Source organism: Marinobacterium sp. xm-g-48 (genome assembly GCF_013282925.1).
GTDB lineage: Bacteria > Pseudomonadota > Gammaproteobacteria > Pseudomonadales > Balneatricaceae > Marinobacterium_E.
Genome location: NZ_WBYQ01000009.1, coordinates 26995 through 52700, shown reverse-complemented (window position 1 = coordinate 52700; position 25706 = coordinate 26995). Strand labels below are relative to the sequence as shown.

General features: G+C 48.3%; 21 protein-coding genes. 15 read left to right on the top strand and 6 right to left on the bottom strand.

What is annotated here, in order from left to right; genetic code table 11:
* Position 1: 1 nt before the first annotated feature.
* From trkA to XMG48_RS11250, 5 genes are all read left to right on the top strand, one after another.
* A complete protein-coding gene (trkA, locus tag XMG48_RS11270; protein WP_173482179.1) occupies positions 2-1396 on the top strand; it encodes a Trk system potassium transporter TrkA in 1395 nt (464 codons plus the stop codon).
* Positions 1397-1403: 7 nt separating this feature from the next.
* Complete coding sequence (locus tag XMG48_RS11265) at positions 1404-2852, top strand: TrkH family potassium uptake protein (RefSeq protein ID WP_173482178.1); 1449 nt, start codon at positions 1404-1406, stop codon at positions 2850-2852.
* A 102-nt stretch (positions 2853-2954) separates the two neighbouring features.
* Positions 2955-3908, top strand: coding sequence for a glycine--tRNA ligase subunit alpha (gene glyQ, locus XMG48_RS11260; protein ID WP_173482177.1), 954 nt, complete (start codon positions 2955-2957; stop codon positions 3906-3908).
* A complete protein-coding gene (glyS, locus tag XMG48_RS11255; RefSeq protein ID WP_173482176.1) occupies positions 3908-5959 on the top strand; it encodes a glycine--tRNA ligase subunit beta in 2052 nt (683 codons plus the stop codon). Before glyQ ends, glyS begins: the two co-directional genes overlap by 1 nt.
* Positions 5960-6073: 114 nt before the next feature.
* Entirely contained in the window at positions 6074-6658 is a 585-nt protein-coding gene (locus XMG48_RS11250) for a hypothetical protein (RefSeq protein ID WP_173482175.1), read from the top strand.
* Positions 6659-6786: 128 nt separating this feature from the next.
* Here the strand turns inward: XMG48_RS11250 and gyrB are convergent, their stop codons facing one another.
* The 6 genes from gyrB to XMG48_RS11220 form a co-directional block, all read right to left on the bottom strand.
* Positions 6787-9210 (bottom strand): DNA topoisomerase (ATP-hydrolyzing) subunit B, encoded by a 2424-nt coding sequence (gene gyrB / locus XMG48_RS11245; protein ID WP_173482174.1) that lies wholly within the window; start codon positions 9208-9210, stop codon positions 6787-6789.
* Positions 9203-10309 (bottom strand): DNA replication/repair protein RecF, encoded by a 1107-nt coding sequence (gene recF / locus XMG48_RS11240; protein WP_173482173.1) that lies wholly within the window; start codon positions 10307-10309, stop codon positions 9203-9205. Before recF ends, gyrB begins: the two co-directional genes overlap by 8 nt.
* A gap of 45 nt (positions 10310-10354) precedes the next feature.
* Positions 10355-11458 (bottom strand): DNA polymerase III subunit beta, encoded by a 1104-nt coding sequence (dnaN, locus tag XMG48_RS11235; protein ID WP_173482172.1) that lies wholly within the window; start codon positions 11456-11458, stop codon positions 10355-10357.
* A 25-nt stretch (positions 11459-11483) separates the two neighbouring features.
* Positions 11484-12944 (bottom strand): chromosomal replication initiator protein DnaA, encoded by a 1461-nt coding sequence (gene dnaA / locus XMG48_RS11230; protein ID WP_173482171.1) that lies wholly within the window; start codon positions 12942-12944, stop codon positions 11484-11486.
* 279 nt (positions 12945-13223) lie between these two features.
* Positions 13224-14693, bottom strand: a complete 1470-nt coding sequence (locus XMG48_RS11225) for a TRAP transporter large permease subunit (protein ID WP_173482170.1) — start codon at positions 14691-14693, stop codon at positions 13224-13226.
* Complete coding sequence (locus XMG48_RS11220) at positions 14694-15257, bottom strand: TRAP transporter small permease subunit (protein ID WP_173482169.1); 564 nt, start codon at positions 15255-15257, stop codon at positions 14694-14696. It lies immediately after the preceding gene.
* Positions 15258-15599: 342 nt separating this feature from the next.
* Here XMG48_RS11220 and XMG48_RS11215 point away from each other — a divergent pair, with 342 nt between their 5' ends.
* The 10 genes from XMG48_RS11215 to XMG48_RS11170 all read left to right on the top strand — a co-directional run bounded on the left by XMG48_RS11215 (position 15600) and on the right by XMG48_RS11170 (position 25701).
* Positions 15600-16676, top strand: a complete 1077-nt coding sequence (locus tag XMG48_RS11215) for a TRAP transporter substrate-binding protein (protein ID WP_173482168.1) — start codon at positions 15600-15602, stop codon at positions 16674-16676.
* Between the two features lie 169 nt (positions 16677-16845).
* Positions 16846-16980: a 50S ribosomal protein L34 gene (gene rpmH, locus XMG48_RS11210; protein WP_173482167.1), complete on the top strand. Its 135-nt coding sequence runs from the start codon at positions 16846-16848 to the stop codon at positions 16978-16980.
* Between the two features lie 24 nt (positions 16981-17004).
* Positions 17005-17391, top strand: a complete 387-nt coding sequence (gene rnpA, locus XMG48_RS11205; protein WP_173482166.1) for a ribonuclease P protein component — start codon at positions 17005-17007, stop codon at positions 17389-17391.
* A 6-nt stretch (positions 17392-17397) separates the two neighbouring features.
* Positions 17398-19059: a membrane protein insertase YidC gene (yidC, locus tag XMG48_RS11200; RefSeq protein WP_173482165.1), complete on the top strand. Its 1662-nt coding sequence runs from the start codon at positions 17398-17400 to the stop codon at positions 19057-19059.
* Between the two features lie 78 nt (positions 19060-19137).
* Positions 19138-20505, top strand: a complete 1368-nt coding sequence (gene mnmE / locus XMG48_RS11195) for a tRNA uridine-5-carboxymethylaminomethyl(34) synthesis GTPase MnmE (RefSeq protein WP_173482164.1) — start codon at positions 19138-19140, stop codon at positions 20503-20505.
* A 500-nt stretch (positions 20506-21005) separates the two neighbouring features.
* Positions 21006-22895 (top strand): tRNA uridine-5-carboxymethylaminomethyl(34) synthesis enzyme MnmG, encoded by a 1890-nt coding sequence (gene mnmG / locus XMG48_RS11190; protein ID WP_173482163.1) that lies wholly within the window; start codon positions 21006-21008, stop codon positions 22893-22895.
* The gene (gene rsmG, locus XMG48_RS11185) at positions 22895-23521 is read left to right on the top strand and encodes a 16S rRNA (guanine(527)-N(7))-methyltransferase RsmG (protein WP_173482162.1); all 627 of its coding nucleotides are present in this window, start codon (positions 22895-22897) and stop codon (positions 23519-23521) included. The genes mnmG and rsmG overlap by 1 nt, the downstream gene beginning before the upstream one ends.
* 1 nt (position 23522) lies before the next feature.
* Entirely contained in the window at positions 23523-24311 is a 789-nt protein-coding gene (locus tag XMG48_RS11180; RefSeq protein WP_173482161.1) for a ParA family protein, read from the top strand.
* 9 nt (positions 24312-24320) lie between these two features.
* On the top strand, positions 24321-25187 hold the full coding sequence (locus XMG48_RS11175; protein WP_173482160.1) for a ParB/RepB/Spo0J family partition protein: 867 nt from the start codon (positions 24321-24323) through the stop codon (positions 25185-25187).
* A gap of 112 nt (positions 25188-25299) precedes the next feature.
* The gene (locus tag XMG48_RS11170; RefSeq protein ID WP_173482159.1) at positions 25300-25701 is read left to right on the top strand and encodes an ATP synthase subunit I; all 402 of its coding nucleotides are present in this window, start codon (positions 25300-25302) and stop codon (positions 25699-25701) included.
* Positions 25702-25706: the final 5 nt, after the last annotated feature.

Below are 25706 nucleotides of genomic sequence, written 5' to 3'. Positions count from 1 at the left end.
CATGAACGTTGTTATTCTGGGTGCAGGACAGGTGGGTGGCTCTCTAGCAGAGCATCTCGCCAGTGAATCCAACGATATTACTGTCATTGATGTCGATGGCCCAAGACTCAGAGAACTTGCCGACCGCCTCGATATTCGTACGGTTGAAGGCCAAGCTTCACTGCCAACTATTCTGCATAGCGCTGGCGTAGAAGATGCCGACATGTTGATCGCAGTGACTAACTCAGATGAGATCAACATGGTTGCCTGCCAGGTCGCTTGGTCGCATTTTCGCGTACCAAAGTTGATTGCCCGAGTTCGTGACCAAGCTTACAACTACTCTGAAGGTAAGCTCTTCAATACGCAGAAAGAGAACAACGTTGCCGGCATCCCAATTGATGTATTGATCAGCCCTGAGCACTTGGTGACACAACACATTGCCCGAATGATCCATCACCCAGGCGCCCTTCAGGTTCTCGATTTTGCCGATGGTGCAGCGCAATTGGTTGCTGTTAAGGCCTATTACGGTGGCCCACTGGTGGGTCGTGAGATCGCCCTACTTAGAGCGCATATGCCCAATGTCGACACTCGTGTGGCAGCCATTTTCAGACAGGACCGCCCTATTATTCCAACCGGTGACACGGTCATTGAGGCGGACGATGAGGTCTTCTTTATTGCCGCTGCTGGCGATATACGTTCGGTTATGGGCGAACTGCGCCGATTAGATAACCCTTATAAACGCATCATGATTGCCGGGGGTGGCAACATCGGATTCCGACTAGCCGAATCGATTGAGGATGACTTCCAGGTCAAACTGATTGAGCGAAGCCTAGATCGATGCAACCACTTGGCACGCGATCTAAACCGCACCATTGTTCTGCATGGTAGCGCTTCTGATTCGGAACTGCTTCTCGAAGAGAATATTGATGATGTCGATGTCTTCTGTGCCCTAACCAACGACTACGAAGCAAACATCATGGCATCGATGCTGGCCAAACGTTTAGGGGCCAGAAAGGTGATGACGCTGATCAACAACCCGGCCTATGTTGATCTTGTCCAAGGTGGCGTTATCGACATTGCCATATCACCACAACAGACCACCATTGGTGCCCTACTGGCCCACGTACGACGCGGCGATGTAGCGGCGGTACACTCACTGCGCCGTGGTGCAGCAGAGGCGATTGAAGCGATCGCCCACGGTGATCCGTCAAGCTCTAAAGTAGTTGGGCGCGCCATTGAGGATATTGCGCTACCTGCAGGTGCAACCATCGGTGCCATTGTGCGAGATAACCAGGTATTAATTGCCCACGATGACGTCGTGGTTGAAGATGGCGACCACGTCATTCTGTTCCTCATCGATAACCGTCAAATTGGCGAGGTAGAGAAGCTCTTTACCGTCGGCCTAACCTTCTTCTGAGGCTACCATGCACTTCAAAGTGATTCTCAGAATACTTGGCCTGCTGTTGATGATATTCAGCATCACTCAGCTTCCGCCAGCCCTCGTCTCGATGATCTACAGCGATGGCAATATTCAGGCCTTTGTTGGGGCTTTCTTCGTCACTCTGTGTACCGGTTTCTTAATCTGGCTCCCCTTCATGCGAGTCCGCCAAGATCTGCGAACACGCGACGGATTCTTAATTACGGTTCTATTCTGGACGGTACTGGGCTTCTTCGGTTCGTTACCTATCTACTTTTCGGCCGAAACAAACTTTACCTTTACCGACGCTCTGTTTGAGGCCGTCTCTGGTCTGACGACGACAGGGGCGACCGTCATTACTGGGCTGGATACGCTTCCCAAGTCCCTGCTCTACTATCGACAGCAGCTGCAGTGGTTGGGTGGTATGGGTATCATCGTCCTTGCGGTCGCGATACTACCGATGTTGGGCATCGGCGGGATGCAGCTCTACCGTGCTGAAACACCTGGCCCGGTAAAAGATTCAAAGCTGACACCTAGAATCACCGAAACTGCCAAAGCGCTTTGGAACATCTACCTGACGCTGACGATTGCCTGCGCACTGGGCTACTGGGCGGCAGGAATGGAGCTGTTCGATGCGATTGGCCACAGTTTCTCTACTGTTGCCATTGGCGGGTTCTCAACACACGATGCCAGTATTGGATTCTATGACAGCGCACTGATCGAGATGATTTGTGTACTCTTTATGGTGCTTTCGGGGATCAACTTCGGCCTTCACTTTGCCGCTTGGCGACAGCATAGTGTCGCCCACTACTTCTCAGATCCAGAGTTCAAGTTCTACCTCTTCTCTCTGATCAGCCTGTCGCTGTTTACGCTGTTTGTACTCGACTTTACCGGCACCTACGAATCGATTGAGGCGCTTCGCAAAGCGGTCTTTATGGTTGTCTCCATTGCAACGACGACCGGCTTTGCCGTCGCGGACTTTGCACACTGGCCCGCCATGCTGCCCTTCTTACTCTTCTTGGCAGCCTTTGCCGGAGGCTGTGCAGGATCGACTGGTGGCGGTATGAAACAGATACGTCTACTGCTGATTCTAAAACAGGGTTACCGTGAGATTGTGCGCCTAATTCACCCGAACGCGATCATGCCTGTGAAGCTGGGAAGACGCCCAATTTCGAACAAGGTGCTTGAAGCAGTTTGGGGATTTTTCTCGGTCTACTTGATCGTCTTTGTGGTGATGCTAGTTGCACTGCTAGCCACTGGACTGGATCAGGTAACCGCCTGGTCGGCAGTGGGCGCTACGCTCAACAACCTTGGTCCAGGCCTTGGTGATGTTGCGGCACACTATGGTGACATACCGACTACCGCCAAATGGATTTTGGTCTTTGCGATGTTGCTAGGACGTCTTGAGGTGTTTACCTTATTAGTCCTACTAACACCGGCTTTCTGGCGCCGATAACCCTATTAAATGGATAGGGTTACGCCCCTCTTAAATTCTTAAGGAATGCTGTATAATTCTCGGCTAATTTTTTGCAAAAAATCCTAGCCGAGGACTTCTGTCGTGACCGACACTGTCAAACCTGATGTAAGCACCTTCCAAGGTCTTATCTTTGCCCTACAACAGTATTGGGCCGAGCAAGGCTGTGTAATTGTTCAGCCACTGGATATGGAAGTGGGTGCTGGTACTTTCCACCCTTCTACCACTCTGCGTGCTATCGGCCCAGAGAGCTGGAACTCAGCTTACGTTCAACCAAGCCGACGCCCAACCGATGGCCGTTACGGTGAGAACCCAAACCGTCTTCAACACTACTACCAATTTCAGGTTGTGATGAAGCCTCACCCAGACAATTTCCAAGAGCTCTACCTTGGTTCGCTTGAGCGTCTTGGCTTTGATCTTTTGACACACGATGTACGCTTTGTAGAAGACAACTGGGAATCACCTACATTGGGTGCTTGGGGTCTTGGTTGGGAAGTCTGGCTGAATGGCATGGAAGTCACTCAGTTCACTTACTTCCAACAGGTTGGCGGTCTTGAGTGTTACCCGGTCACTGGCGAAATCACCTACGGTCTAGAGCGTCTAGCAATGTACGTTCAAGAGGTAGACAGTGTGTACGATCTGATTTGGTCTAAGGCACCGGACGGTACCGTTGTAACCTACGGCGATGTATTCCACCAAAATGAAGTCGAGCAGTCGACTTACAACTTTGAATACGCCGATGTGCCACACCTATTCAGCAACTTTGAGCACTACGAAAAAGAGTGTCAAAAACTGCTGGATGTCGGCTTACCGCTACCGGCTTATGAACAGGTCATGAAGGCATCGCATACCTTCAACCTACTGGATGCGCGTCACGCGATCTCTGCGACTGAGCGTCAACGTTACATTCTTCGTGTTCGTACCTTAGCTCGCGGTGTTGCCGAAGCTTACTACAACAAGCGTAAAGAGCTTGGTTTCCCAATGGCAGAAGAGTCTATTCGCCAAGAAGTCCTAGCATCACTGGAGGGAGCCGAGTAATGAGTAATCAAGATTTCCTATTTGAACTGGGTACTGAAGAGCTACCACCAGGTGCACTTCTCTCTCTGTCAGACGCACTGGGTAAAAGCCTCACGGCTCAACTGAACGATGCTCAGCTTAACTTTTCATCTTTAGAGCTATTTGCTGCTCCACGTCGCTTGGCCGTATTGGTTAAAGAGCTAGACAGCCAACAGCCTGATCGTAACATTGAAAAACGCGGACCCTCTGCAAAAGCACCTGAACAAGCCGCTAAAGGTTTTGCTGGCAGCTGCGGTGTCTCTCTTGAAGACCTTGTCATTGAGAATACTGACAAGGGTGACTACTACGTCTACCGCGGTACTGAGGTTGGTAAACCTGCTGCAGAACTTCTACCAGGAATGCTTGAGACCGCTTTGAGCGGGCTGCCGATTCCTAAGCGTATGCGTTGGGCGGCTAGCCGTACTGAGTTTGTCCGCCCTGTTAAATGGATCGTTGCGCTGCTGGGTGATGAGGTTCTACCTTGTACTCTACTTGAGGTTACTTCAGGCCGTAAATCACGTGGCCACCGCTTCCACTACCCACACGACATTGAACTGATGACTGCAGGTGAATACGCTGCCACGCTTCGTAACACCGGTAAAGTTGTGGCTAGCTTCGCTGAGCGTCGCGAAATGATTCGTGAACAAGTGCTAGCTGAAGCAGCTCGTATTGGCGGAACTGCTGATATCGATGAAGATCTTCTGGACGAAGTCTGTGCACTGAACGAATGGCCTGTTGCATTGGCTGGACGTTTTGAAGAGCGCTTCCTTGAGGTACCTGAGCAAGTCCTAATCCTTTCAATGAAAGAGAACCAGAAGTACTTCCACCTTGTGGATAGCAACAACAAGTTGATGCCGTACTTCATTACGATCTCAAACATTGAGTCTAAAGATCCTCAGCAAGTGATTGCAGGCAACGAGAAGGTGATTCGCCCTCGCCTAGCTGATGCTGCTTTCTTCTTTGAGACGGACAAGAAGGCGCCTCTTATTGATCGCCTAGAGAAGCTAAAGAGTGTCGTATTCCAAAACGAGCTTGGTACAGTCGCCGACAAGGCTGCTCGCATTGAAGCAACGGCCACTGCCATTGCCAAGCTGATTGGTGGTAATGAAGCGTTTGCCGCTCGTGCTTCACAGCTTGCTAAGTGTGACTTGCTAACAGATACCGTTTATGAGTTCACAGAGCTTCAGGGCCTTATGGGTTACCACTTCGCACTGCACGATGGTGAAGAGCAAGAAGTTGCACAGGCGATCTACGAGCAGTACATGCCAAAGTTTGCCGGTGACGATCTACCTGCCTCTAAAACGGGCATTGCTGTAGCCTTGGCAGATCGCTTGGACACACTGGTCGGTCTGTTTGCGATCAACCAGCCGCCTACAGGTTCTAAAGATCCATTTGCACTGCGTCGTGCAGCATTGGGCGTGCTTCGTATTATCGTTGAACATGAGTTAGATCTTGATCTTAAAGAGCTTCTTCAGACTGCAGCATCAAACTACCAAGCACTCCCTGCTTTGGACAGTGCTGCTGATAATGTCTTTGAATTCATGCTGGAACGCTTCCGTTTCTGGTTTGAAGAAGAGGGCATTAGCGCTGAGATCTACCTGTCGATCCACGGTCTTCGCCCAAGCAAACCATTAGACTTTGTGCGTCGTGCTCATGCTGTTGCGGCCTTTACACAACTTGAAGCGGCCTCAGCACTGATTGCTGGCAACAAGCGTGTTGGTAATATCCTTGCGAAACTAGATTCTACACCGTCTACCGCTATCAACGATGCACTGCTATCTGATGAGGCTGAAAAAGAGCTTGCTCAAGCACTCAAGGGTTTAAGCAGTTCAGTTGCATCAATGACAGGTGAAGGCGATTACCAAGGTGCCCTACAAGCTCTAGCTGATCTTCGTCAGCCAATCGACCGCTTCTTCGAAGAGGTTCGTGTCATGGCAGATGACGCTGACGTTAAGCAAAACCGTCTTGCGATGCTGCAACAACTTAAAGAGCTATTTGGTGGAATCGCCGATATCTCCGAATTGGCTGGCTAAACTTAATTGGCCATCAAAAAACCCGAGCACTGCTCGGGTTTTTTATTTGTAAATATCTGCTTTTCTACTACTTTGCATAGTGTTGAATCAAACCACTGACTGCAAGGATGCAAGATGCAAAAAGTTAATCCCAAACTCACCGCCATCGCCTATTTCATTATTGGCCTTTTAGTGTTTTACACACTTTTCCTAGATAAACCCATAACCAATGAGGATGATCGAATTATCATTTTTAACCAGCACCCGAATGGTGAAGAGATCAAATATGCACTTGGTTTGAACAGTTATATTGGGTTCGAAATGATTCCATTTAATATGCTTAACAAGCCTCTCTCTGCGACACATCTCCACCGAAGCATTAATGAATTTGATAAATATGCGGTGTATTTTGGTGATGACACGGATGGAGCTCTAACAACCGGCTTCATTCTCAGCGTCAGTGATTGCCTTAGCAGCCCTTCTATTTATCACTCACTCGTCAATCAGATACCTATCTCTTTTACTGCCAGTTGTGACGATAAGCGGGCCGATCTTCAATTTGTCACACCGACCATCCCAAATGACAACCAGCTACTTTTAAACATGTTTGAAAGCCATACGTTCATCGACTATCAACCGAAGTCTAGTTCTGATTTTACTATTAGATTTTCAATGGACGGATTCACTCAAGCGATGCACAGTGAATTTAGCGACGATTGATTCAAATGTTTCACGTGAAACTTTTTATCAAATAAGATTGAAACTTAGAAATAGAAACAAGGAGTTTGTTTCACGTGAAACAAATTAAAAAGGCGCCTATAGGCGCCCTTTCTCTAAAATACTAAACATTAAACATCTAGGTTAGAGACATTCAGTGCGTTGGACTCGATAAAGTCACGACGAGGCTCAACCTCATCACCCATCAACGTGGTAAACAACTGATCAGCAGAGATAGCATCTTCGATCGTCACTTTAAGCATGCGGCGCGCATCAGGATCCATGGTTGTTTCCCAAAGCTGATCAGGGTTCATCTCGCCCAATCCTTTGTAGCGTTGAATGTTACTGCCGCGACGCGCAAGACCCATCAACCATTCAATGCCTTCGCCCAACTCTGTCACATCCATACGACGTTCGCCACGCTGAAGGTAAGCACCATCCGCTAACAGACCAGAAAGCTCTGCCCCAAGATCAACGATCAAGTCGTAATCTTTAGAGCGGAAGAAGTCAGCCTCAAAACGGAACGCATTCGTAATACCGTGAAGCAATACATTAACCACCGGCACATAAGAGCTGTGCTCTTGGTCGTACTCAACATCCACTGTGTAGACTTCTGAACCCGACGTAACAATAGAATCTAGCTTAGCTTGTAGCTCTTTAGCCCAACCCTCTACCGTCGCTTTATCACCCAGCGAATCGGCCGCCAAACGCGGAACATAGAGAGACTGCATCAAAGCCTGGCTTGGGTAGATTCGCGAGAGACGGTTGATCATTGCCATCACCTTACGGTAGCGACCAAATAGCGTCTCAAGCGCTGCACCAGTGATAGCAGGCGCATCTTCAGCAGGATAGAGTGAAGTACCTTCCAAAGCACCTTGAAGCAGGTACATATCCATCGCTTCATCATCTTTTAGGTACTGCTCTTGCTTGCCCTTCTTCACTTTGTACAGAGGCGGCTGAGCAATGTAGATGTAGCCACGTTCAATCAACTCTGGCATTTGACGGAAGAAGAAGGTCAATAGAAGGGTACGAATGTGAGATCCATCGACGTCCGCATCGGTCATGATAATGATGCTGTGGTAACGAAGTTTTTCAACGTTGAACTCATCTCGGCCGATACCACACCCTAGTGCAGTAATCAGAGTACCGACTTCAGCTGAAGTCAGCATCTTGTCAAAACGTGCTTTCTCGACGTTAAGAATCTTACCTTTAAGCGGAAGGATGGCTTGAGTTCGACGATCACGGCCCTGCTTAGCAGAACCACCCGCCGAGTCACCCTCCACCAAGTAGAGTTCAGAGAGTGCCGGATCTTTCTCTTGGCAGTCTGCCAATTTACCCGGTAGACCAGCGATATCCAACACACCTTTACGACGCGTCATCTCACGCGCTTTACGCGCGGCTTCACGGGCACGCGCCGCATCCATCATCTTCTGCACAACCGCTTTCGCTTCAGATGGGTTCTCTAGCAAGTAGTTATTGAAGTGCTCTGCCATCAACTGCTCGACTGCTGTCTTAACTTCAGACGAAACCAGCTTATCTTTGGTCTGTGAAGAGAATTTAGGATCTGGCACTTTAACAGAGATGATCGCCGTTAGACCTTCACGACTGTCATCACCACTGGTGCTGACATTGCCTTTTTTGTTTAACGACTCAGAATCTATGTAGCTGTTCAAACCACGCGTCAAGGAGGCGCGGAAGCCCGATAAGTGGGTACCACCATCACGCTGTGGGATGTTGTTGGCAAAACAGTGAATCGACTCTTGGAATGAGTCATTCCACTGTAGAGAGACCTCAACGCCAACACCATTTTCATGCATCGCATTGAAGTGGAAGATACTGTTAATAGGCGATTTGTTCTGGTTAAGGAAATCAACAAAGGCTGCTAGACCACCTTCGTATTCAAAGACTTCTTCACGGCCAGAGCGCTCATCTTTAAGACGAATACGAACGCCTGAGTTAAGGAATGAGAGTTCACGAAGGCGTTTAGCAAGAATGTCGTACTGGAACTCGATGTTGGTGAAGGTTTCAGGGCTAGGCCAGAAGCGCACGATCGTACCACTGGTATCCGTCTCACCGATCACTTTTAGAGGCTCTGCCGGTACACCGTGGTTGTAAACCTGCTCGTGAACCTGACCAGCACGACGAATGGTCAAACGCAACTCAGTCGACAGGGCGTTTACCACCGACACACCAACACCGTGAAGACCACCTGAGACTTTATAGGTGTTGTCATCGAACTTACCACCGGCGTGGAGGACCGTCATGATAACCTCGGCCGCAGAGACACCCTCCTCTTCGTGGATATCCGTCGGAATGCCGCGACCATTATCGCTGACGGTAATACTCTCGTCAGCATGGATGGTTACGCCCACCTCACTACAGAAACCTGCGAGTGCCTCATCAATGCCGTTGTCGACCAGCTCGAACACCATGTGATGCAAACCACTACCGTCGTCGGTATCACCGATATACATCCCTGGGCGCTTGCGCACGGCATCAAGGCCTTTAAGAACCTTAATACTGGACGAATCGTAATCTTGGTTTGATTCACTCATAGATCTCTCCAAATGTCTGCTTTGCAGTTAACTGACCTGAATCGACGTTCAATAGGGCACCGTCAGTAGTTGCGCCCCATACCTCTAGCATTGAGCTTGGCTCAACACAGGTTACAAAACTTTGGCTGTTGCTCTGTTTCAAGAACGAGCAAAACGTTGCCAGGTGCTCTTTATCTAACTCAGCAGGGAGGTCATCGATCAAGTAGATACAGGAGTGACCTCGGGTAGCCTCGTAGAGCTGACCCTGCGCAAGTTTAAGTGCACTAACGACCAATTTCTTCTGGCCTCGTGATAAGTGCTCAGCGGCACTGCGACTTCCAACCTTGAATTTAAGGTCAGCACGCTGTGGCCCAAGGGAGGTAAATCCCTGACGCATATCACGTTCAAAACTCTCATTTAACAGAGTCTGTAGATCCTGATCTTTGTCCCAACCCGGGCTAAAACGTAGATCCGTAACGACCTCTCGAACCAACTGCTCAGCAATGCCTGTAAAGTGCGGTAAAAGGGCATCAACATAAGCGCTTCGAAGCTCTGTAAGTCGTTCTGCGTGAAGGATAAATTCTCTATCCCAAACCTCGCGTAACGACCGATCAATATTACCACGTTTTAGCAGTGAATTCCTTTGTTTTAACGCTCTTTGAAAGCCTCTCCAGACGGAAATAAACCCCGTAGAATGGTGAAATCCACCCCAATCGATAAATTGTCGTCTAACAGACGGTGAACCGTCTAAAAGTGTGAAACTTTCAGAGTCGATCACCTGCATCGGGACTAAGCCAGCAAGGGCCGTTAAGTCGATCTCTTCACCTCTGAAACGGGCACGCACATCGCCCTGCTGGGTTCGTTCAACACCTAGACCACCGGAATCAGATTCACCCTCAATCTTCGCAAAACAGGTCAGTTGTTGTTGGCCCTCAGAGATGACATATCGGCTCTGGTGCGTTCTGAATGAGCGGGCCACAGACAAGAAGTGAAGACCTTCCAGAATACTGGTTTTGCCGCTGCCGTTTTGACCGTGAATGATGTTGATATCCGCTGACGCATCAAAGGCCAGGGATTGAATGGATCGAAGATTAGAGAGTTGTAGTCGCTTGATGCGCATAAACAGAAAAGGCCGCCCTAGGGACGGCCTCTATTGAAGCGTTAATTACATGCGCATTGGCATGATGACGTAGGTTGAGTTTGGATCATCGAAGCCTTGAATCAGCGCACTGCTGTTTGCATCAGCTAAGGTGAAACGAACCACATCGGAACCAAGAATAGAGAGTACATCGAGCAGATAGTTAACGTTGAAACCGATATCGATCGAAGGACCTTCGTACTCAACAGCTACAGTCTCTTCTGCCTCTTCCTGCTCTGGGTTATTTGCCGTCACTTTAAGGTAGCCATCGCTGAGCGTCAGACGCACACCTCGATATTTCTCGTTCGATAGAATCGCAATACGCTGGAATACCTGACGCAGCTCTTGGCGATCACCAAGAACGACCTTGTCACCGTTTTTAGGGATCACTCGTTGGTAGTCAGGGAACTTGCCATCAACCAGCTTCGACGTGAAGGTGTAGTCACCGACATTGGCACGAATGTGTGATGCACCAATAACCAGTGTAACCGGTGAGTCACCACCTTGGAGTAATCGAGCTAGCTCAAGAATACCTTTACGAGGCACGATGATCTGATGCGCACCACCCGCTGGCACATCCGCTGCAGAAGCCGAAGTAGCCAGACGGTGACCATCGGTCGCAACCGAACGAAGTGAGTCTTCACTTACTTCCAGTAGCATGCCATTTAGGTAATAACGGACATCCTGTTGCGCCATAGAGAAGCCTGTCTTTTCGATCAACTGACGCAGTTCTGACTGTGGCAAGCTTAACTCGAAGGCTTGTGGGCTATCTTCAACATTCGGGAATTCAGACGCCGCCAAGGTTGTTAGTGAGAACTTAGAACGACCCGACTTGATGATCATCTTCTGACCACTCAACTCCATCTCGATACGAGCGTCATCAGAGAGCGATTTACAGATATCCATCAGCTTGCGTGCTGGAACGGTCACTGAACCTGGTTGTGCCGGCTCTTGAAGCTGCACGCGCCCTACCAACTCGACTTCGAGATCGGTACCGGTTAGTGAGAGTTGATCACCCTCAGCCACCATCAGAATGTTCGAGAGCACAGGCAGTGTCTGTCTGCGTTCAACCACGCCGGCAACAAGCTGTAGTGGTTTAATCAAAGCCTCACGAGTGATGACGAATCTCATGCGTATTCCTATCTCAGTCTGTCAGTTAGGTCGTCAAATGACGAAGCAGGTTTTTGTAATCTTCTGCGATCTCAGCATTGCTGTCACGCAACTCTTTAATTTTTCGTGTCGCGTGCAAGACCGTGGTGTGATCTCGACCGCCAAATGCGTTGCCTATCTCTGGTAGGCTGTGGTTAGTAAGCTCCTTAGACAAAGACATAGCAACTTGTCTTGGACGAGCGACTGAGCGACTGCGGCGTTTTGAGTGAAGATCGGCTACACGGATCTTATAGTACTCAGACACCACTCGCTGAATGTTATCAATACTAACCTGTTTGTCCTGTAATGCCAGTAGATCCTTCAGCGACTCTTTGACAAAGGTCGTGGTGATCGGACTACCAGTGAAGTGAGCGTTCGCTATAACTCGCTTCAAAGCACCTTCTAACTCTCGGACATTACTACGAATCTTCTGTGCAAGGAAGAAGGCGGCATCATCTGGAAGCTTAATTCGCGCTTCGTGCGCCTTTTTCATAAGAATAGCGACGCGCGTCTCAAGTTCTGGCGGCTCAATAGCCACGGTTAGACCCCAACCAAAACGAGACTTCAAGCGCTCTTCCATGCCACCGATCTCTTTAGGATAGCGATCACTGGTCAAGATCATCTGCTGGCCACCTTCAAGTAGCGCATTAAAGGTGTGGAAGAACTCCTCTTGCGAGCGATCCTTGTTGGCAAAGAACTGAATGTCATCGATCAACAGTGCATCGACCGAGCGGTAGTAGCGCTTAAAGTCATTAATCGCATTCAGCTGAAGTGCTTTAACCATATCGGCTACGAAGCGCTCTGAGTGCAGGTAGACAATCTTAGCGTTGGGATTACGCTTAAGCATTTCTGCACCCACAGCATGCATCAAGTGAGTTTTACCTAAGCCGACACCACCATAAATAAAGAGTGGGTTGTAACCACCACCCGGGTTATCGGCCACCTGTTGAGCCGCAGCAGAGGCTAGCTGGTTTGATTTACCTTGAACAAAGGATTCGAACGTAAAGCTGGGGTTTAAACTGGTCTGATGGCGCAAACCACCCTCGACCTGCACCGTTCGCTCCATCACCTCTGGCTGAACCTCAAGCTCAGGCTGAATAATATCAGTAGAGGGGGCAACAATAGAGGTCGACGTGAATTCAGCTTGGGACTCTTGAGCCTCAACACGCATTGGCTTTGCTCGAGCCACTTCTGGTCGAGTACGAGTGACGGGTGAGGCAACGGACCCTGCTATGCTTATTTCGATAAGTGGCGCAGATTCACCACTCAAGCGTTCAACGACATCTTGAAAGCGGGTAACGAACTTATCCGCGACCCAATCCTTTACGAAACGGTTTGGGGCCAGTAGAACAATGTGCGACTCGGTCTCTAGATCCAAACGCAATGGGCGAACCCAAGTGTTGTACTGCTGTGACGGCAGTTCATCTTTTAGCGTTTCTAGGCATTGTTGCCATAGATCTTGAAACATTTGTTGAGTCCCAGTGGGTTTTTAGAAGTATGGTTGAATCTTATCCCCAATGGGTGCAATTATCCACAGAATTTTCAGATAAATAGCGGCAAGGTTTTTAAATCAATAGGTTACAAGCCCTCACAACCTTTGACCTATATCCGACTTTTTCCAGAACTTAACAACTAAATGACAGCTTTTTCATAAGTTATAAACAGACTTATTCACAAAAAACTGACAATCAACGTAAAAACAGGCACAAAAAAGGCTGCCGAAGCAGCCTTTTCAACGTAGATAGTATTACTCAGCCCATGGGTCCGACGCGTCAGCGCCCCATGGGTCGTCACCACCACCCATACCATCGATAGTGATCTCTATCGTATCCAGATCAACATCCAAAGGTGCATCAAGATTGTAGGTCACTATCTCTGGGAAGATGATGATCAACGCCAGTGATGTCAGCATAATCAGGATGAATGGAATAGCCCCTCGGTAGATCTCCATGGTCTTCATGCCATGTACCAAACGACCGGTAATCTCATCCTTGTAATCGCTCTTTGGAGCCACACTTCGCAGGTAGAAGAGTGCAAAGCCAAAGGGAGGTGTTAAGAACGACATCGACATGTTCAATCCAACCACGACGAGGAACCACACCATGTTGATGTCCATGTTTGCCGCAACCGGGCCAATTAGTGGCATCAAGATGAATGCTATCTCGAAGAAGTCGATAAAGAAGCCGAGTACGAATACCAATAAGCTGACAAATAGAACAAAGCCAAGCTCACCACCAGGGATAAAGCTAAACAGGTGCTCAATCCATAGGTCACCGTTTACTGCTCGGAAGGATAGAGCAAAGATAGATGAACCAACCAAAATAAACATGACGAAGGTCGACAGTTTGGCCGTTGAGTCCAGAGCCCCTTTGATAACCTCCAGCGTCAGACGACGACGGATGATCGAGAGCAATAGAGCCCCCACAGCACCCATTGCCCCACCCTCGGTCGGTGTTGCCCAACCAACGAAGATGGTTCCCAATACCAAGAAGATCAAAATGATCGGTGGCAGCATCGCGGTCAGAACCGACACCATCAGCTTGGTGCCCTGAAGAGTACGCGCCTCTGCTGGCAGTGGTGGAACCATCGCCGGTTTGAAGATCGACAATGCGAACATGTATAGAAGTAAGAAGCTCACAACCATTGCCGCCGGTAGCATAGCACCCATGTAAGCATCTTTAACTGACAGTGAAAGCACATCGGCCAGTACGATCAACACCAGTGAAGGTGGGATGATCTGTGCCAGCGAGCCGGCACTGGTCAGAAGACCCGCCGCTGTCGGGTAGTGATAACGGTATCGCATCATAACCGGCAAGGAGATAAGGCCCATTGAAATCACCGATGCTGCCACAACACCCGTCGTTGCCGCGAGGAGCGCACCGACAAGAATGACAGCATAACCAAGACCACCCGGTACTCGCCCAAACAACTGCCCTGCCGATTCAAGCAAGTCCTCTGCCATGCCTGAGCGTTGCAGGATAATCCCCATGAAGGTGAAGAACGGAATCGCCAGCAAAGTGTCGTTCTGCATAATGCCGTAGATACGTTCAGGTATTGCCTGAAGCAGCACCCAATCCAATAGACCAAGCTCATGACCAATGATCGCAAACAGAATGCCGTTAGCTGCCAAACTAAACGCAACTGGGAAGCCCGATAGAAGGAAGATGATCAGAGTGCCGAACATAATCGGCGCGATGTTATCCGCTAGAAATTCCATTTACGCCGTCTCCTGCTCGTCGTCCATGTTTACGTGACCACCTTTACTCAGCGGATCTTCGATATAGCCTTTTAGAAAAGCCCAGCGCTTAATCAATTCGCTGAATGCTTGGATGAATAACAAACCAAAACCGAGAGGAATCATTGCACGCACTGGCCAACGCAGCAGGCCACCCGCATTTTGACTCACCTCTTGGTTAGCATAGGTCTCTAAAAGATTGGGAATGGATTGTAGGCAGATGTAGAGGCTGACCGGCATCACACAGAAGAGCAGACCAATAACGTCAATCCAGTTGCGGGCTCTTGGTGAGATGCGCTGACTCACCACATCGATGCGTACGTGCTCATTTAGTTTAAGCACATAGCCCGCTGCCGCCGTAAACACAGCAGCGTACAGGTACCACTGCAACTCCAGCATTGCATTAGACGCGATACTGAACAGATAACGAGTTGTTGCGTTACCTGCACTGACCAATACCGCTGCAAGAATTAACCATTTAATGTAGTTGCCAACCCAGCCATTGATTGCATCAATGCCCGCTGAGAATTTCAGTAAAGCTTTCATTCCTTAAACACGCTCTCTGATCTATTTGTTATAGCCTCGCAGTGTGACCGGTTTTCAAGTGTGGTACAAGAAGAGGTTGCAACTGGTCATACCAGAACAAACGATAGATATAGACTTAAGTCTTAATTTCAGATCGAAAAGCCTATTAAATGGCCATGTTTGAACCATCAAAGAGAAATTTAAGGGTTAACTGGTCCTACCAGATCACCTGATTAGTTAGACCAAAGTAGCAGGTTGATTCAGGCAAATAATTAATACTCTTGCATGGTGGCTGGTTATAGCTAGTATTAGCTGTGTCCTAACTAACAATAAACGCCGAAAAGGCAAACACAAGGAAATATCATGAAACGTAGAGATCTGTTTAAAGGTGCTGTACTAGCAGCAGCCGTTTCAGCAGCAACTGCAGCTTCAGCTGCTGAGCTTCCAGAACTTAACTGGCGCCTACAGTCGGCTGTACCTCCAGGTATCGGCTTCTACATGGGCGGTGTCTACTTCGCTGAAGAAGTAGAGAAGATGACCAACGGTAAATTCAAGATTCGTGTATTCCCTGCGGGCGAAATCGTAGGCACTATGCAGATCTTTGACGCAGTATCAGACGGTACGATCGAAGCAGGTCACACAGCGTCATACTACTACTTCGGTAAAAACCCAGCATTCGCTCTAGATACAACCGTTCCTTTCGGCCTTAACTACCGTCAGTTCCAAGCTTGGTACAACTTCGGTGGTGGCGGCGAAATGATCAAAGAGCTTTTCGCTAAATCGAACATCGTTCCATTCCCATCAGGTAACACGGGTGTACAGATGGGTGGTTGGTACAACAAAGAAGTTAAATCACTAGACGATCTTCAGGGTCTAAAGATGCGTATCGGTGGTATGGGCGGTAAGATCATCGAGAAGCTAGGCGTTGTGCCTCAGTCTATCCCGGGTGGCGATATCTTCCCATCACTAGAGAAAGGCACTATCGATGCAGCTGAATGGGTTGGTCCATTCGATGACATGAAGATGGGCTTCAACAAGGTTGCTAAGTACTACTACACTCCAGGTTGGTGGGAAGCGGCTCCAAACCTTTCTGTCTACATCAACAAAGAGAAGTTCGACGCTCTACCAGTTGAGTACCAGAACATTGTTGCAGCAGCAGCTGAGCGTGCAAACGTTAAGACAACTGCCTTCTACGATGCGAAGAACCCAGAAGCACTTAAGACTATCCTAGCGGGTGGTACTAAGATGAAGGTCTTCCCGAAAGACGTAATGGATGCTGCTTGGGAAGCTGCACAGGAAACTTACAAAGAGCTTTCTGCTGAACACCCAGACTTCAAACGCATCTACGACAGCATGGCTGCGTTCCAGAAAGACCAGAACCAGTGGATGTCTGTTTCAGAAGGTCCTCTAGACGGCTACATGCAGCGTAAAATGCGCTAATAGCTCGTTTAGCTGATAAAAAACCAGCTCTCGGGCTGGTTTTTTTATGGATAGCAAACAAAAGGTTTGCAACTGCTTAGCGATTTCTATAGAATTTTGCGTCTCGATTTTTAGGCAGATGTCCATACAACATCTGTGACGTATAAATGACTTGTAATAGGACAAGGCAATGAAAAGAACATTTCAACCAAGCGTACTAAAGCGTAAGCGCAACCACGGTTTCCGTGCTCGTATGGCTACTAAAAACGGTCGTAAAGTGCTTGCTCGTCGTCGTTCACGCGGCCGCGCTAGCTTGTCTGCATAATTAAGCGGACTTGCTGAATGCCAAATGGCTGAGTTCGAATACCCTCGCCAGTTAAGACTTTTAACTGGCGGTGATTTCAAAAGGGTATTCGACAAAGCCGATTTTAAGGTCAGTGATACTCATCTACTGATTCTTGCCCGCCACTCCCAATCTGATCATCCCCGCATCGGATTCGTTTTTTCCAAAAAAAATATTCGCAGAGCCGTGAATCGAAACCGCGTTCGTCGTATCATTCGCGAGTCTTTTCGTTTTAACCAGCATCAGCTCCCTAATGTCGACATTGTTGTTTTATCTCGACGTGGTATTGATGAGCTGGAAAACGAGCAATTACATGCGCTCATAGCGAAAAGTTGGAAACGTTTAAACAAGCAGGCTTTAAAAGCCCAAACCTCAAATAAAGGTAATGGTTAATTCGCCATGGATATACAGCGAGTCATTCTACTCGGCGCACTCGGTCTAATCTCATACATGCTGGTTCTCCAGTGGAATGCTGATTACAACACTCCCGTCGCAGCACAACAAACTCAAACTGAATCAGTTTCAGCGTACCAGCCAGCCGCAGGTAACGACCTGCCAAGCGCAGCGCCAGCAGCTGAAGCTGATCTACCAACCGCAGGTGCAGCAACGTCCACACTGGCTGCAGCAACAGGTGATCTGGTCAGTGTAACCACTGATAAGTTCGGCATTCTAATCGATCCACGTGGCGGTGACATCATTGAAGTCAAACTGCTCGATCATAAAGCGACGTTGGAAGGCGAAGATCCCTTGGTTCTGCTTGAGCAGAACGCTAACCGTACCTATGTTGCTCAATCAGGCTTAGTTGGCCCTAATGGCCCAGATGCGTCTAAAGAGGGGCGTCCACTCTACTCTGTCGCTGAAGCTAGCTACGACATGGGCAGTGCCGACACACTGGCTGTAGATCTGAACCTAGTCGATAACGGCGTAGCCATTACTAAGCGATTCACCTTCACACGCGGTAGCAACGCCATTGCGATGGACTACCTGATTGCTAACAACAGTGACTCAAACTGGCAAGCGACTCTATTCGGTCAACTTAAGCGTGATCGTAGTGCTGACCCTTCAGAAACTACTGATATGGGTATGCAGTCTTACTTAGGCCCAGTGTTCTCAACTCAAGAGAACAACTACAACAAAGTTAGCTTCGATGATATAGACGACGATGGCCGTTACAGCGAGAAGAGCCAAGACGGTTGGGTTGCTATGATTCAGCACTACTTCATGAGTGCTTGGATCCCTAATCCAGGTCAGGAGTACACCTACCAGGCCCGTCAGCTTAACGGTAACTACATTGCTGGTTTCTTAGCACCCTCTGCTGTTGTTGCTCCAGGCCAGACAGGCCAGATCTCGGCAACGCTGTATGCGGGTCCTAAAGATACTGATCAGCTGGAGAAGATCGCTCCGAACCTAGATCTTACGATCGACTTCGGTATTCTCTTCTTCATCGCTTCACCAATCTACATGGTTCTTAAGTGGCTCTACTCGATCGTCGGTAACTACGGTCTTGCCATCATCTGTGTCACGATTTTGGTGAAAGCTGCCCTATTCCACTTGAATGCTAAAGCGTTCAAATCGATGGCAAAAATGCGCAAGTTCGGTCCAGAGATGGCTCGTCTTAAAGAGCTATACGGTGATGATCGCCAGAAGATGTCTCAAGAGATGATGAAGCTCTACTCGAAAGAGAAGATCAACCCTCTCGGTGGATGTCTTCCTATCGTTGCTCAGATGCCGATCTTCATCGCACTTTACTGGGTATTGATGGAAGCGGTTGAGATCCGTCACGCGCCATTCATTGGTTACATCCAAGACCTGTCGCAAATGGACCCTTACTTCATCATGCCTATCTTGATGGGTGCGACCATGTTCATTCAGCAGCTGTTGAACCCAACGCCTCCAGATCCAATGCAGGCGAAGATCATGAAGATGCTTCCAATCGTCTTCACCTTCTTCTTCCTATGGTTCCCAGCGGGTCTGGTTCTATACTGGTTGGTGAACAACGTCCTATCAATTGCACAGCAGTATGTAATCAACAAACAGATCGAAGCGGGTGATTCTAAATAAGCAACTTGCAGCTTAAATCCCCACGCGACACACTAGGGCTCTTCGGAGCCCTTTTTATTGATTGGAGAAAGACTTCAGATGATCAGCAGCAGTAAAGATACGATCGTTGCACAAGCAACCGCCACTGGCCAAGGGGGCGTCGGGATTGTTCGTCTTTCAGGGCCTAAGTCTGCTGAAATTTTAGAGGCATTTATCGGGTTTAAAGCCAAACCCCGTTACGCTCACTACACCCCTTTTCATGAAACTGATCAACAGATCGACGAAGGCATCGCCCTGCTTTTTCCTGGACCCAATAGCTTCACCGGTGAAGATGTTGCCGAACTTCAATGTCATGGTGGTCCCGTTGTCATCGATCTCATCATTCGCCGCGCCATTGAGCTAGGTGCTCGCATGGCTAGACCAGGTGAATTCTCAGAACGAGCATTTTTAAACGATAAGCTCGATCTCACTCAAGCTGAAGCCATTGCTGATCTGATTGAAAGCTCTTCAGAACAGGCAGCTCGCTGTGCGTTAAAATCACTGCAAGGCGCTTTTTCGCGTGAAGTTGATCAATTGGTCGATCAGCTAACCAACCTACGCATCTATGTAGAAGCAGCCATCGACTTCCCTGATGAAGAGATCGACTTTTTAAGCGACGGCAAAGTGCGTGGTGATCTGGTCAACATTATTGAGCAACTCAATCAGGTTCAGAGCCAAGCGCAGCAAGGCAGTTTAATGAGAGAGGGTATGACTGTCGTGATTGCTGGCCGTCCTAATGCCGGAAAATCGAGTCTGCTCAATGCGCTATCGGGGCGTGATTCAGCAATTGTCACCGACATTGAGGGGACAACACGAGATGTCTTGAGAGAGCAGATACACATTGATGGCATGCCACTGCACATTATCGACACCGCTGGCTTACGTGATGCACCTGATCGAGTCGAACAGATCGGTATTGATCGCGCTTGGCAGGAGATCAAAACGGCTGATCGTATCTTAATGCTCGTGGATGCTAGCCACTCAGAGACAACGGATCCACAAACGCTGTGGCCTGAGATGGTCGAAAAACTCAACGGTGATCTGAGCCATGTCACCTTAGTTCGCAATAAAATCGACCTAACAGACGAGAGTACTAGTCTTGAACAACAGGGTGAAAACACACTGATTAGACTCTCAGCCAAAGATGAGCAAGGCATTGATCTGCTTCGGGAGCATCTAAAGTCCATTATGGGCTATCAAGGCAATGCTGAAGGCGCTTTTATGGCGCGTAGACGCCATATGGAGGCTCTAGAACAAGCACAGGAGCTATTAAACACCGGTCTTTGGCAGTTAGATACCCAAGGTGCTGGTGAACTTCTGGCGGAAGATCTGAGGCAGACACAGCAGGTGTTAGGTGAAATAACCGGTAAAGTTTCAGCGGATGACCTGCTTGGAAAGATTTTCGGCTCTTTCTGTATCGGTAAATAGTTTTCCACAATCCAAAAATAGAGTTACTCACAGATAAAAGGCGAATGCTGAGCATCTGTTGTGGATATATTCAATAGTTATCCAAAGAATAGGTCACAAAACGCGGTAATAATTCTTCGATTGTGGAAAAACTGTCAGCCTAACCCCGAGTAATTGGACGATTAAACTGTGAATAAAATAAATTGTGTATAACTAGCCTACTTATACACAACTCACACACAACAAATGTTCAAGCTATTCGCGCTTTATAAGCGGGTTATAATTTCTACAAACTACTGTTTTTATTGATTTTTAATCAGTTAATAACAGAAATCAGCCTACTTAAATAATATTAAAAATAATAAACTCTCTTTATATATTTATTTTATTTTTTATTTATCTACTCTCACTCTACAAACAGCAGGTTGGCTATTTTTTAACCATTTCTTCAATGGCAATCCCTAGGTATAATCCGCGCCATATTTCTGTCTAGGTTTGAAAAGGCAGCTAAGAGGTAGAGAGTGGATTATCCAGATCGTTATGACGTGTTGATTATTGGTGGCGGTCACGCTGGCACTGAAGCGGCATTAGCATCAGCACGTAAAGGGGCTAAAACCCTGCTATTGACTCACAATATTGAGACACTGGGTCAAATGTCATGTAACCCGGCCATCGGTGGTATTGGTAAGAGTCATCTTGTTAAAGAGATTGATGCACTGGATGGTGCGATGGCTCGTGCTACCGATAAGGGCGGTATTCAGTTTAGAACGCTTAATGCACGCAAAGGTCCCGCTGTGCGTGCCACACGTGCACAAGCGGATCGTATTCTTTACAAAGCAGCCATCCGTTCTATTCTTGAAAACCAACCTAACCTCGATATCTTTCAGCAGGCGGTCGATGATCTCATCGTAGAAAATGATGAAGTTCGCGGTGCTGTGACCCAAGCTGGCATTCGTTTCTTTGCAAACAGCGTTGTCTTAACAGCAGGTACCTTCCTTGGCGGTTTGATTCACATTGGTATGCAAAATTATCAGGGTGGTCGTGCCGGTGATCCGCCTTCATTACGACTCGCAGAGCGTTTACGTGAGTATCCTCTTCGCGTTGACCGTCTCAAAACGGGTACACCGCCACGAATTGACGCACGCAGTGTCGATTTCTCAGTGATGCAAGAACAACCTGGTGATACACCAACGCCTATCATGTCGTTTATGGGCCAGGCGAGTGACCAACCAGAACAGATCAGTTGTTACATCACGCATACCAATGAGCGGACACACGAGATTATTCGAAATAACCTTGATCGCTCGCCGATGTACTCTGGGATTATTGAAGGGATAGGACCGCGTTACTGCCCTTCCATTGAAGATAAGATTCACCGCTTTGCGGACAAAGACTCCCACCAGGTTTTCGTTGAGCCGGAAGGGTTAACCACGCACGAGCTCTACCCAAATGGTGTCTCAACCAGTTTGCCATTTGATGTGCAGCTTGAGGTCATCCGTTCAATGCGCGGTTTTGAAAACGCTCATATCACACGTCCGGGTTATGCCATCGAATACGATTATTTCAATCCTCAGGATTTGAAACACACACTTGAGACCAAAGTGATCTCTGGTCTCTACTTTGCCGGTCAAATCAATGGCACAACAGGCTACGAAGAGGCGGGCGCACAAGGGTTGTTGGCCGGTATGAATGCCGCTGCTCGTGCACTGGATCAGGATCAGTGGTATCCGCGTCGTGACGAAGCTTACATCGGTGTCTTGGTTGATGATTTGATTACGCACGGCACATCAGAGCCTTACCGTATGTTCACCTCCCGTGCTGAATACCGTTTGGTGTTGCGCGAAGATAACGCGGATATTCGTTTGACCGAGATAGGTCGCAAACTGGGTGTCGTTGGTGATGATCGCTGGACCGCCTTCTCGACTAAACGCGATCAGATTGATTGTGAAATGGCACGGCTCTCATCGACTTGGATTCAACCAAAGTCAGCAGAAGCGGCTGCATTGGAACCCAAGCTGAGTTCACCGTTGGCACGTGAGTACAACCTTGCTGATCTGGTAAAGCGTCCTGAACTTAGCTATGCCGATATCAAATCCATTAAACCTTCTGAGGTTGAGATTGAGGCGGCGGCTGAAGAGCAGATTGAGATCTCGATCAAGTACGCCGGTTATATTGATCGTCAGAAGCAAGAGATTGATCAGATGCGTCGTCAAGAGAATACCTCTTTGCCTGAGGACTTCGATTATGATGCCGTTGGTGGTCTCTCAAACGAATTAAAATCTAAGCTAGAGCATGTCCGCCCGGTGACTATTGCTCAGGCTTCAAGGATTCAGGGCATGACGCCAGCGGCTATCTCGCTGTTATTGGTTCATTTGAAGAAACTTCAGCTTCAAGCTAAGGCGGCCAGTTAATGGATTACAATCCAAAAAACGATTTAGAGTCAGGTCTAAGTCGGTTAAACCTGTCTGTATCTGAATTACAGGTTGAGCAGCTGTTGGCCTACTTAGCCTTGTTACAGAAATGGAACAAAACCTACAATCTGACGGCGATACGCGATCCAAAACAGATGCTGATAAAACATATTTTGGACAGTGTCGCGATTGCGCCCTACGTAGAAAAAACCGACCTTATCGACGTCGGTAGTGGTGCTGGGTTACCTGGAATTCCTATGGCCATTCTTAATCCTGATATGCCAGTTGTTACTCTGGACAGCAACGGTAAAAAAACTCGGTTTCAGCATCAGGTAAAAGTTGAGTTGAATCTATCGAATTTAGAGGTGGTTCATGGTCGGGTTGAGGCGTTTGCCGGTCGTACTTTCCAACAAGTTACCTCTAGGGCCTTTGCTTCTATCGAAGATATGGTAACGTTAAGCGCTGAGCTATTAGCCGATCAGGGTCTGTTTCTTGCGATGAAAGGCCGTTATCCTGATCAGGAGTTGGCAGATCTGCCAAATCAGTACCATTTAATCGAGAGTTACCCCCTTCAAGTGCCCGGTCTTGATGAAGAGCGACACCTGTTGAAAATTGGGAGAGTGTAAGTTGGCCAAGATTTTAACGGTCACCAATCAGAAAGGTGGGGTTGGTAAAACCACCACCAGCGTGAACTTAGCGGCATCACTGGCTGCTATGCACAAGCGCGTTCTGCTCATCGATCTGGATCCTCAGGGTAATGCGACGATGGGCTCTGGTGTTGATAAGCATGATCTTACCCTCTCGGTCTATGAGCTATTAACCGATCAAGCGAGCGCCAAAGAGTCGATCATCACCAATTTAGAAGTAGGCTACGATGTTTTAGGGGCCAATGGCGACCTAACGGCGGCAGAAGTTGAACTTCTGCAGATGACACGTAGAGAGTTTCGTCTGAAGATGGCGCTCGATGCTGTGGCTGACCAATACGATTTTATTCTGATCGATAACCCACCTTCGCTGAGTTTGCTAACGGTGAATGCACTGGCTAGCTCTGACGGGGTTATTATACCTATGCAGTGTGAATACTATGCTCTCGAAGGGATCAGTGCACTGGTGGGCACCATCGATAAGATCCATGAACGTCTAAACCCTCGCCTGAAGATTGAGGGTATTTTGCGCACCATGTTCGATCCACGCATGAGTTTGACCAAGGATGTCTCTGATCATCTCCTAGAGTATTTTGGTGATCAGGTTTACCGTACAGTCATTCCACGTAATGTCCGTTTAGCAGAGGCCCCCAGCCACGGTCTACCGGCGATCATGTACGATAAAAATTCTCGAGGTGCGATTGCATACCTGGCACTGGCGGGTGAACTGGTTCGCCGTACCGATAAAGAGCAAACCCAAGCGGTTTCTTAAGGAGTTGAAATGAGCACTAAACGTCGTGGATTGGGTCGTGGTTTAGACGCCCTACTTTCCGGTTCTGCAGCGACTGTCGCGAACGACCAATCGAGTGACTCTACGCAACTCACTGAACTGGCGGTTGAGCGCCTAAGTCGTGGTCGTTACCAACCGCGCCGTGATATGGAGCCTCAAGCGCTTGAAGAGCTAGCCGCTTCGATTAAAGCGCAAGGCATTATGCAGCCGATTGTGGTGCGACCTATCGGTGGTGATAATTTTGAAATCATCGCGGGTGAGCGTCGCTGGCGTGCAGCCCAGATGGCTGGTTTAGAGCGTGTGCCTGTTGTCATTCGAGATGTTCCTGATGAAGCGGCCATTGCGATGGCACTCATCGAAAACATTCAACGTGAAAACCTAAACCCGATCGAAGAGGCCATAGCCCTGCAGCGCCTTCAGCAGGAGTTTGAACTGTCACAGCAAGAGGTGGCTGATGCCGTTGGAAAATCGCGCACCGCCGTTGCCAACCTTCTGCGTCTTCTTAACCTGACCGACGAAGTCAAACGTATGTTAGAGCATGGAGACCTTGAGATGGGTCATGCGCGTGCTCTACTGCCTCTCACGGAAGCGTTACAGATCGATGCCGGTCGAGAGGTTGTGGCTAAAGGCCTATCGGTTCGTCAGACTGAGTTATTGGTGCGCACTTTGCAAAATCCAACGGAGCCTAAAGCGAAGCCAGAGCTTACCAGCAAGCATGAGCGTATCGTTGAAGATCTGACTCGACTGCTATCTACCAAAGTGACGCTGAGCGAAAACGCAAAGGGTCAGGGTAAGATTGTGATCAGCTACAATGATGCTAAAGAGCTAAAAGCGATCGTTAAACAACTTCGCGATTAAAGCGAACAAGACCTTAGTCATAGTTAGACTACTCTGTACTTGATGCTTATTCCCTTTTCACCTACAATTGCGCCCGCATTAGCTGGGATAAACGCACTACTTTTGGGCAAAGATGATGAATCCAAACCTCATTGGTAAGCGTTCTGATAGGGCGAAAGCTCGATATTTCACCGTTTTGAAATATCAGTCAGGCATCCTGTTAGTGCTAAGTGCAGTCGCTGTATTTATTGATTTTGTAGCAGCGTACTCAATGCTTATAGGTGGTTTAATCTACTTGATTCCTAACGCCTATTTCGCAAACAAGCACTTTAACAAGCAGACACAGGGGTCTGCACAAGGGACACTCGCAGAGTTGTATGCGAGTCAAATATGGAAAATGGCATTGATGGCCATCAGTTTTTCACTGGCGTTTGTGCTGGTAAAACCCATCAGTGTTTTTTCCTTATTTGCGATGTTGATTCTGCTTCAGGTCAGTAATCTGATCATGCAGTTCGGCGTTAAAACGGATTCTTAACCTTC

Coding starts and splice junctions, on each gene's coding strand:
- XMG48_RS11225 (WP_173482170.1), bottom strand. CDS start 14,693: ATGGAATTTCTAGCGGATAACATCGCGCCGATTATGTTCGGCACTCTG.
- XMG48_RS11170 (WP_173482159.1), top strand. CDS start 25,300: ATGATGAATCCAAACCTCATTGGTAAGCGTTCTGATAGGGCGAAAGCT.
- yidC (WP_173482165.1), top strand. CDS start 17,398: ATGGATATACAGCGAGTCATTCTACTCGGCGCACTCGGTCTAATCTCA.
- trkA (WP_173482179.1), top strand. CDS start 2: ATGAACGTTGTTATTCTGGGTGCAGGACAGGTGGGTGGCTCTCTAGCA.
- XMG48_RS11215 (WP_173482168.1), top strand. CDS start 15,600: ATGAAACGTAGAGATCTGTTTAAAGGTGCTGTACTAGCAGCAGCCGTT.
- dnaN (WP_173482172.1), bottom strand. CDS start 11,458: ATGAGATTCGTCATCACTCGTGAGGCTTTGATTAAACCACTACAGCTT.
- XMG48_RS11220 (WP_173482169.1), bottom strand. CDS start 15,257: ATGAAAGCTTTACTGAAATTCTCAGCGGGCATTGATGCAATCAATGGC.
- XMG48_RS11250 (WP_173482175.1), top strand. CDS start 6,074: ATGCAAAAAGTTAATCCCAAACTCACCGCCATCGCCTATTTCATTATT.
- recF (WP_173482173.1), bottom strand. CDS start 10,309: ATGCGCATCAAGCGACTACAACTCTCTAATCTTCGATCCATTCAATCC.
- mnmE (WP_173482164.1), top strand. CDS start 19,138: ATGATCAGCAGCAGTAAAGATACGATCGTTGCACAAGCAACCGCCACT.
- rpmH (WP_173482167.1), top strand. CDS start 16,846: ATGAAAAGAACATTTCAACCAAGCGTACTAAAGCGTAAGCGCAACCAC.
- XMG48_RS11175 (WP_173482160.1), top strand. CDS start 24,321: ATGAGCACTAAACGTCGTGGATTGGGTCGTGGTTTAGACGCCCTACTT.
- dnaA (WP_173482171.1), bottom strand. CDS start 12,944: ATGTTTCAAGATCTATGGCAACAATGCCTAGAAACGCTAAAAGATGAA.
- gyrB (WP_173482174.1), bottom strand. CDS start 9,210: ATGAGTGAATCAAACCAAGATTACGATTCGTCCAGTATTAAGGTTCTT.
- XMG48_RS11265 (WP_173482178.1), top strand. CDS start 1,404: ATGCACTTCAAAGTGATTCTCAGAATACTTGGCCTGCTGTTGATGATA.
- rnpA (WP_173482166.1), top strand. CDS start 17,005: ATGGCTGAGTTCGAATACCCTCGCCAGTTAAGACTTTTAACTGGCGGT.
- rsmG (WP_173482162.1), top strand. CDS start 22,895: ATGGATTACAATCCAAAAAACGATTTAGAGTCAGGTCTAAGTCGGTTA.
- glyS (WP_173482176.1), top strand. CDS start 3,908: ATGAGTAATCAAGATTTCCTATTTGAACTGGGTACTGAAGAGCTACCA.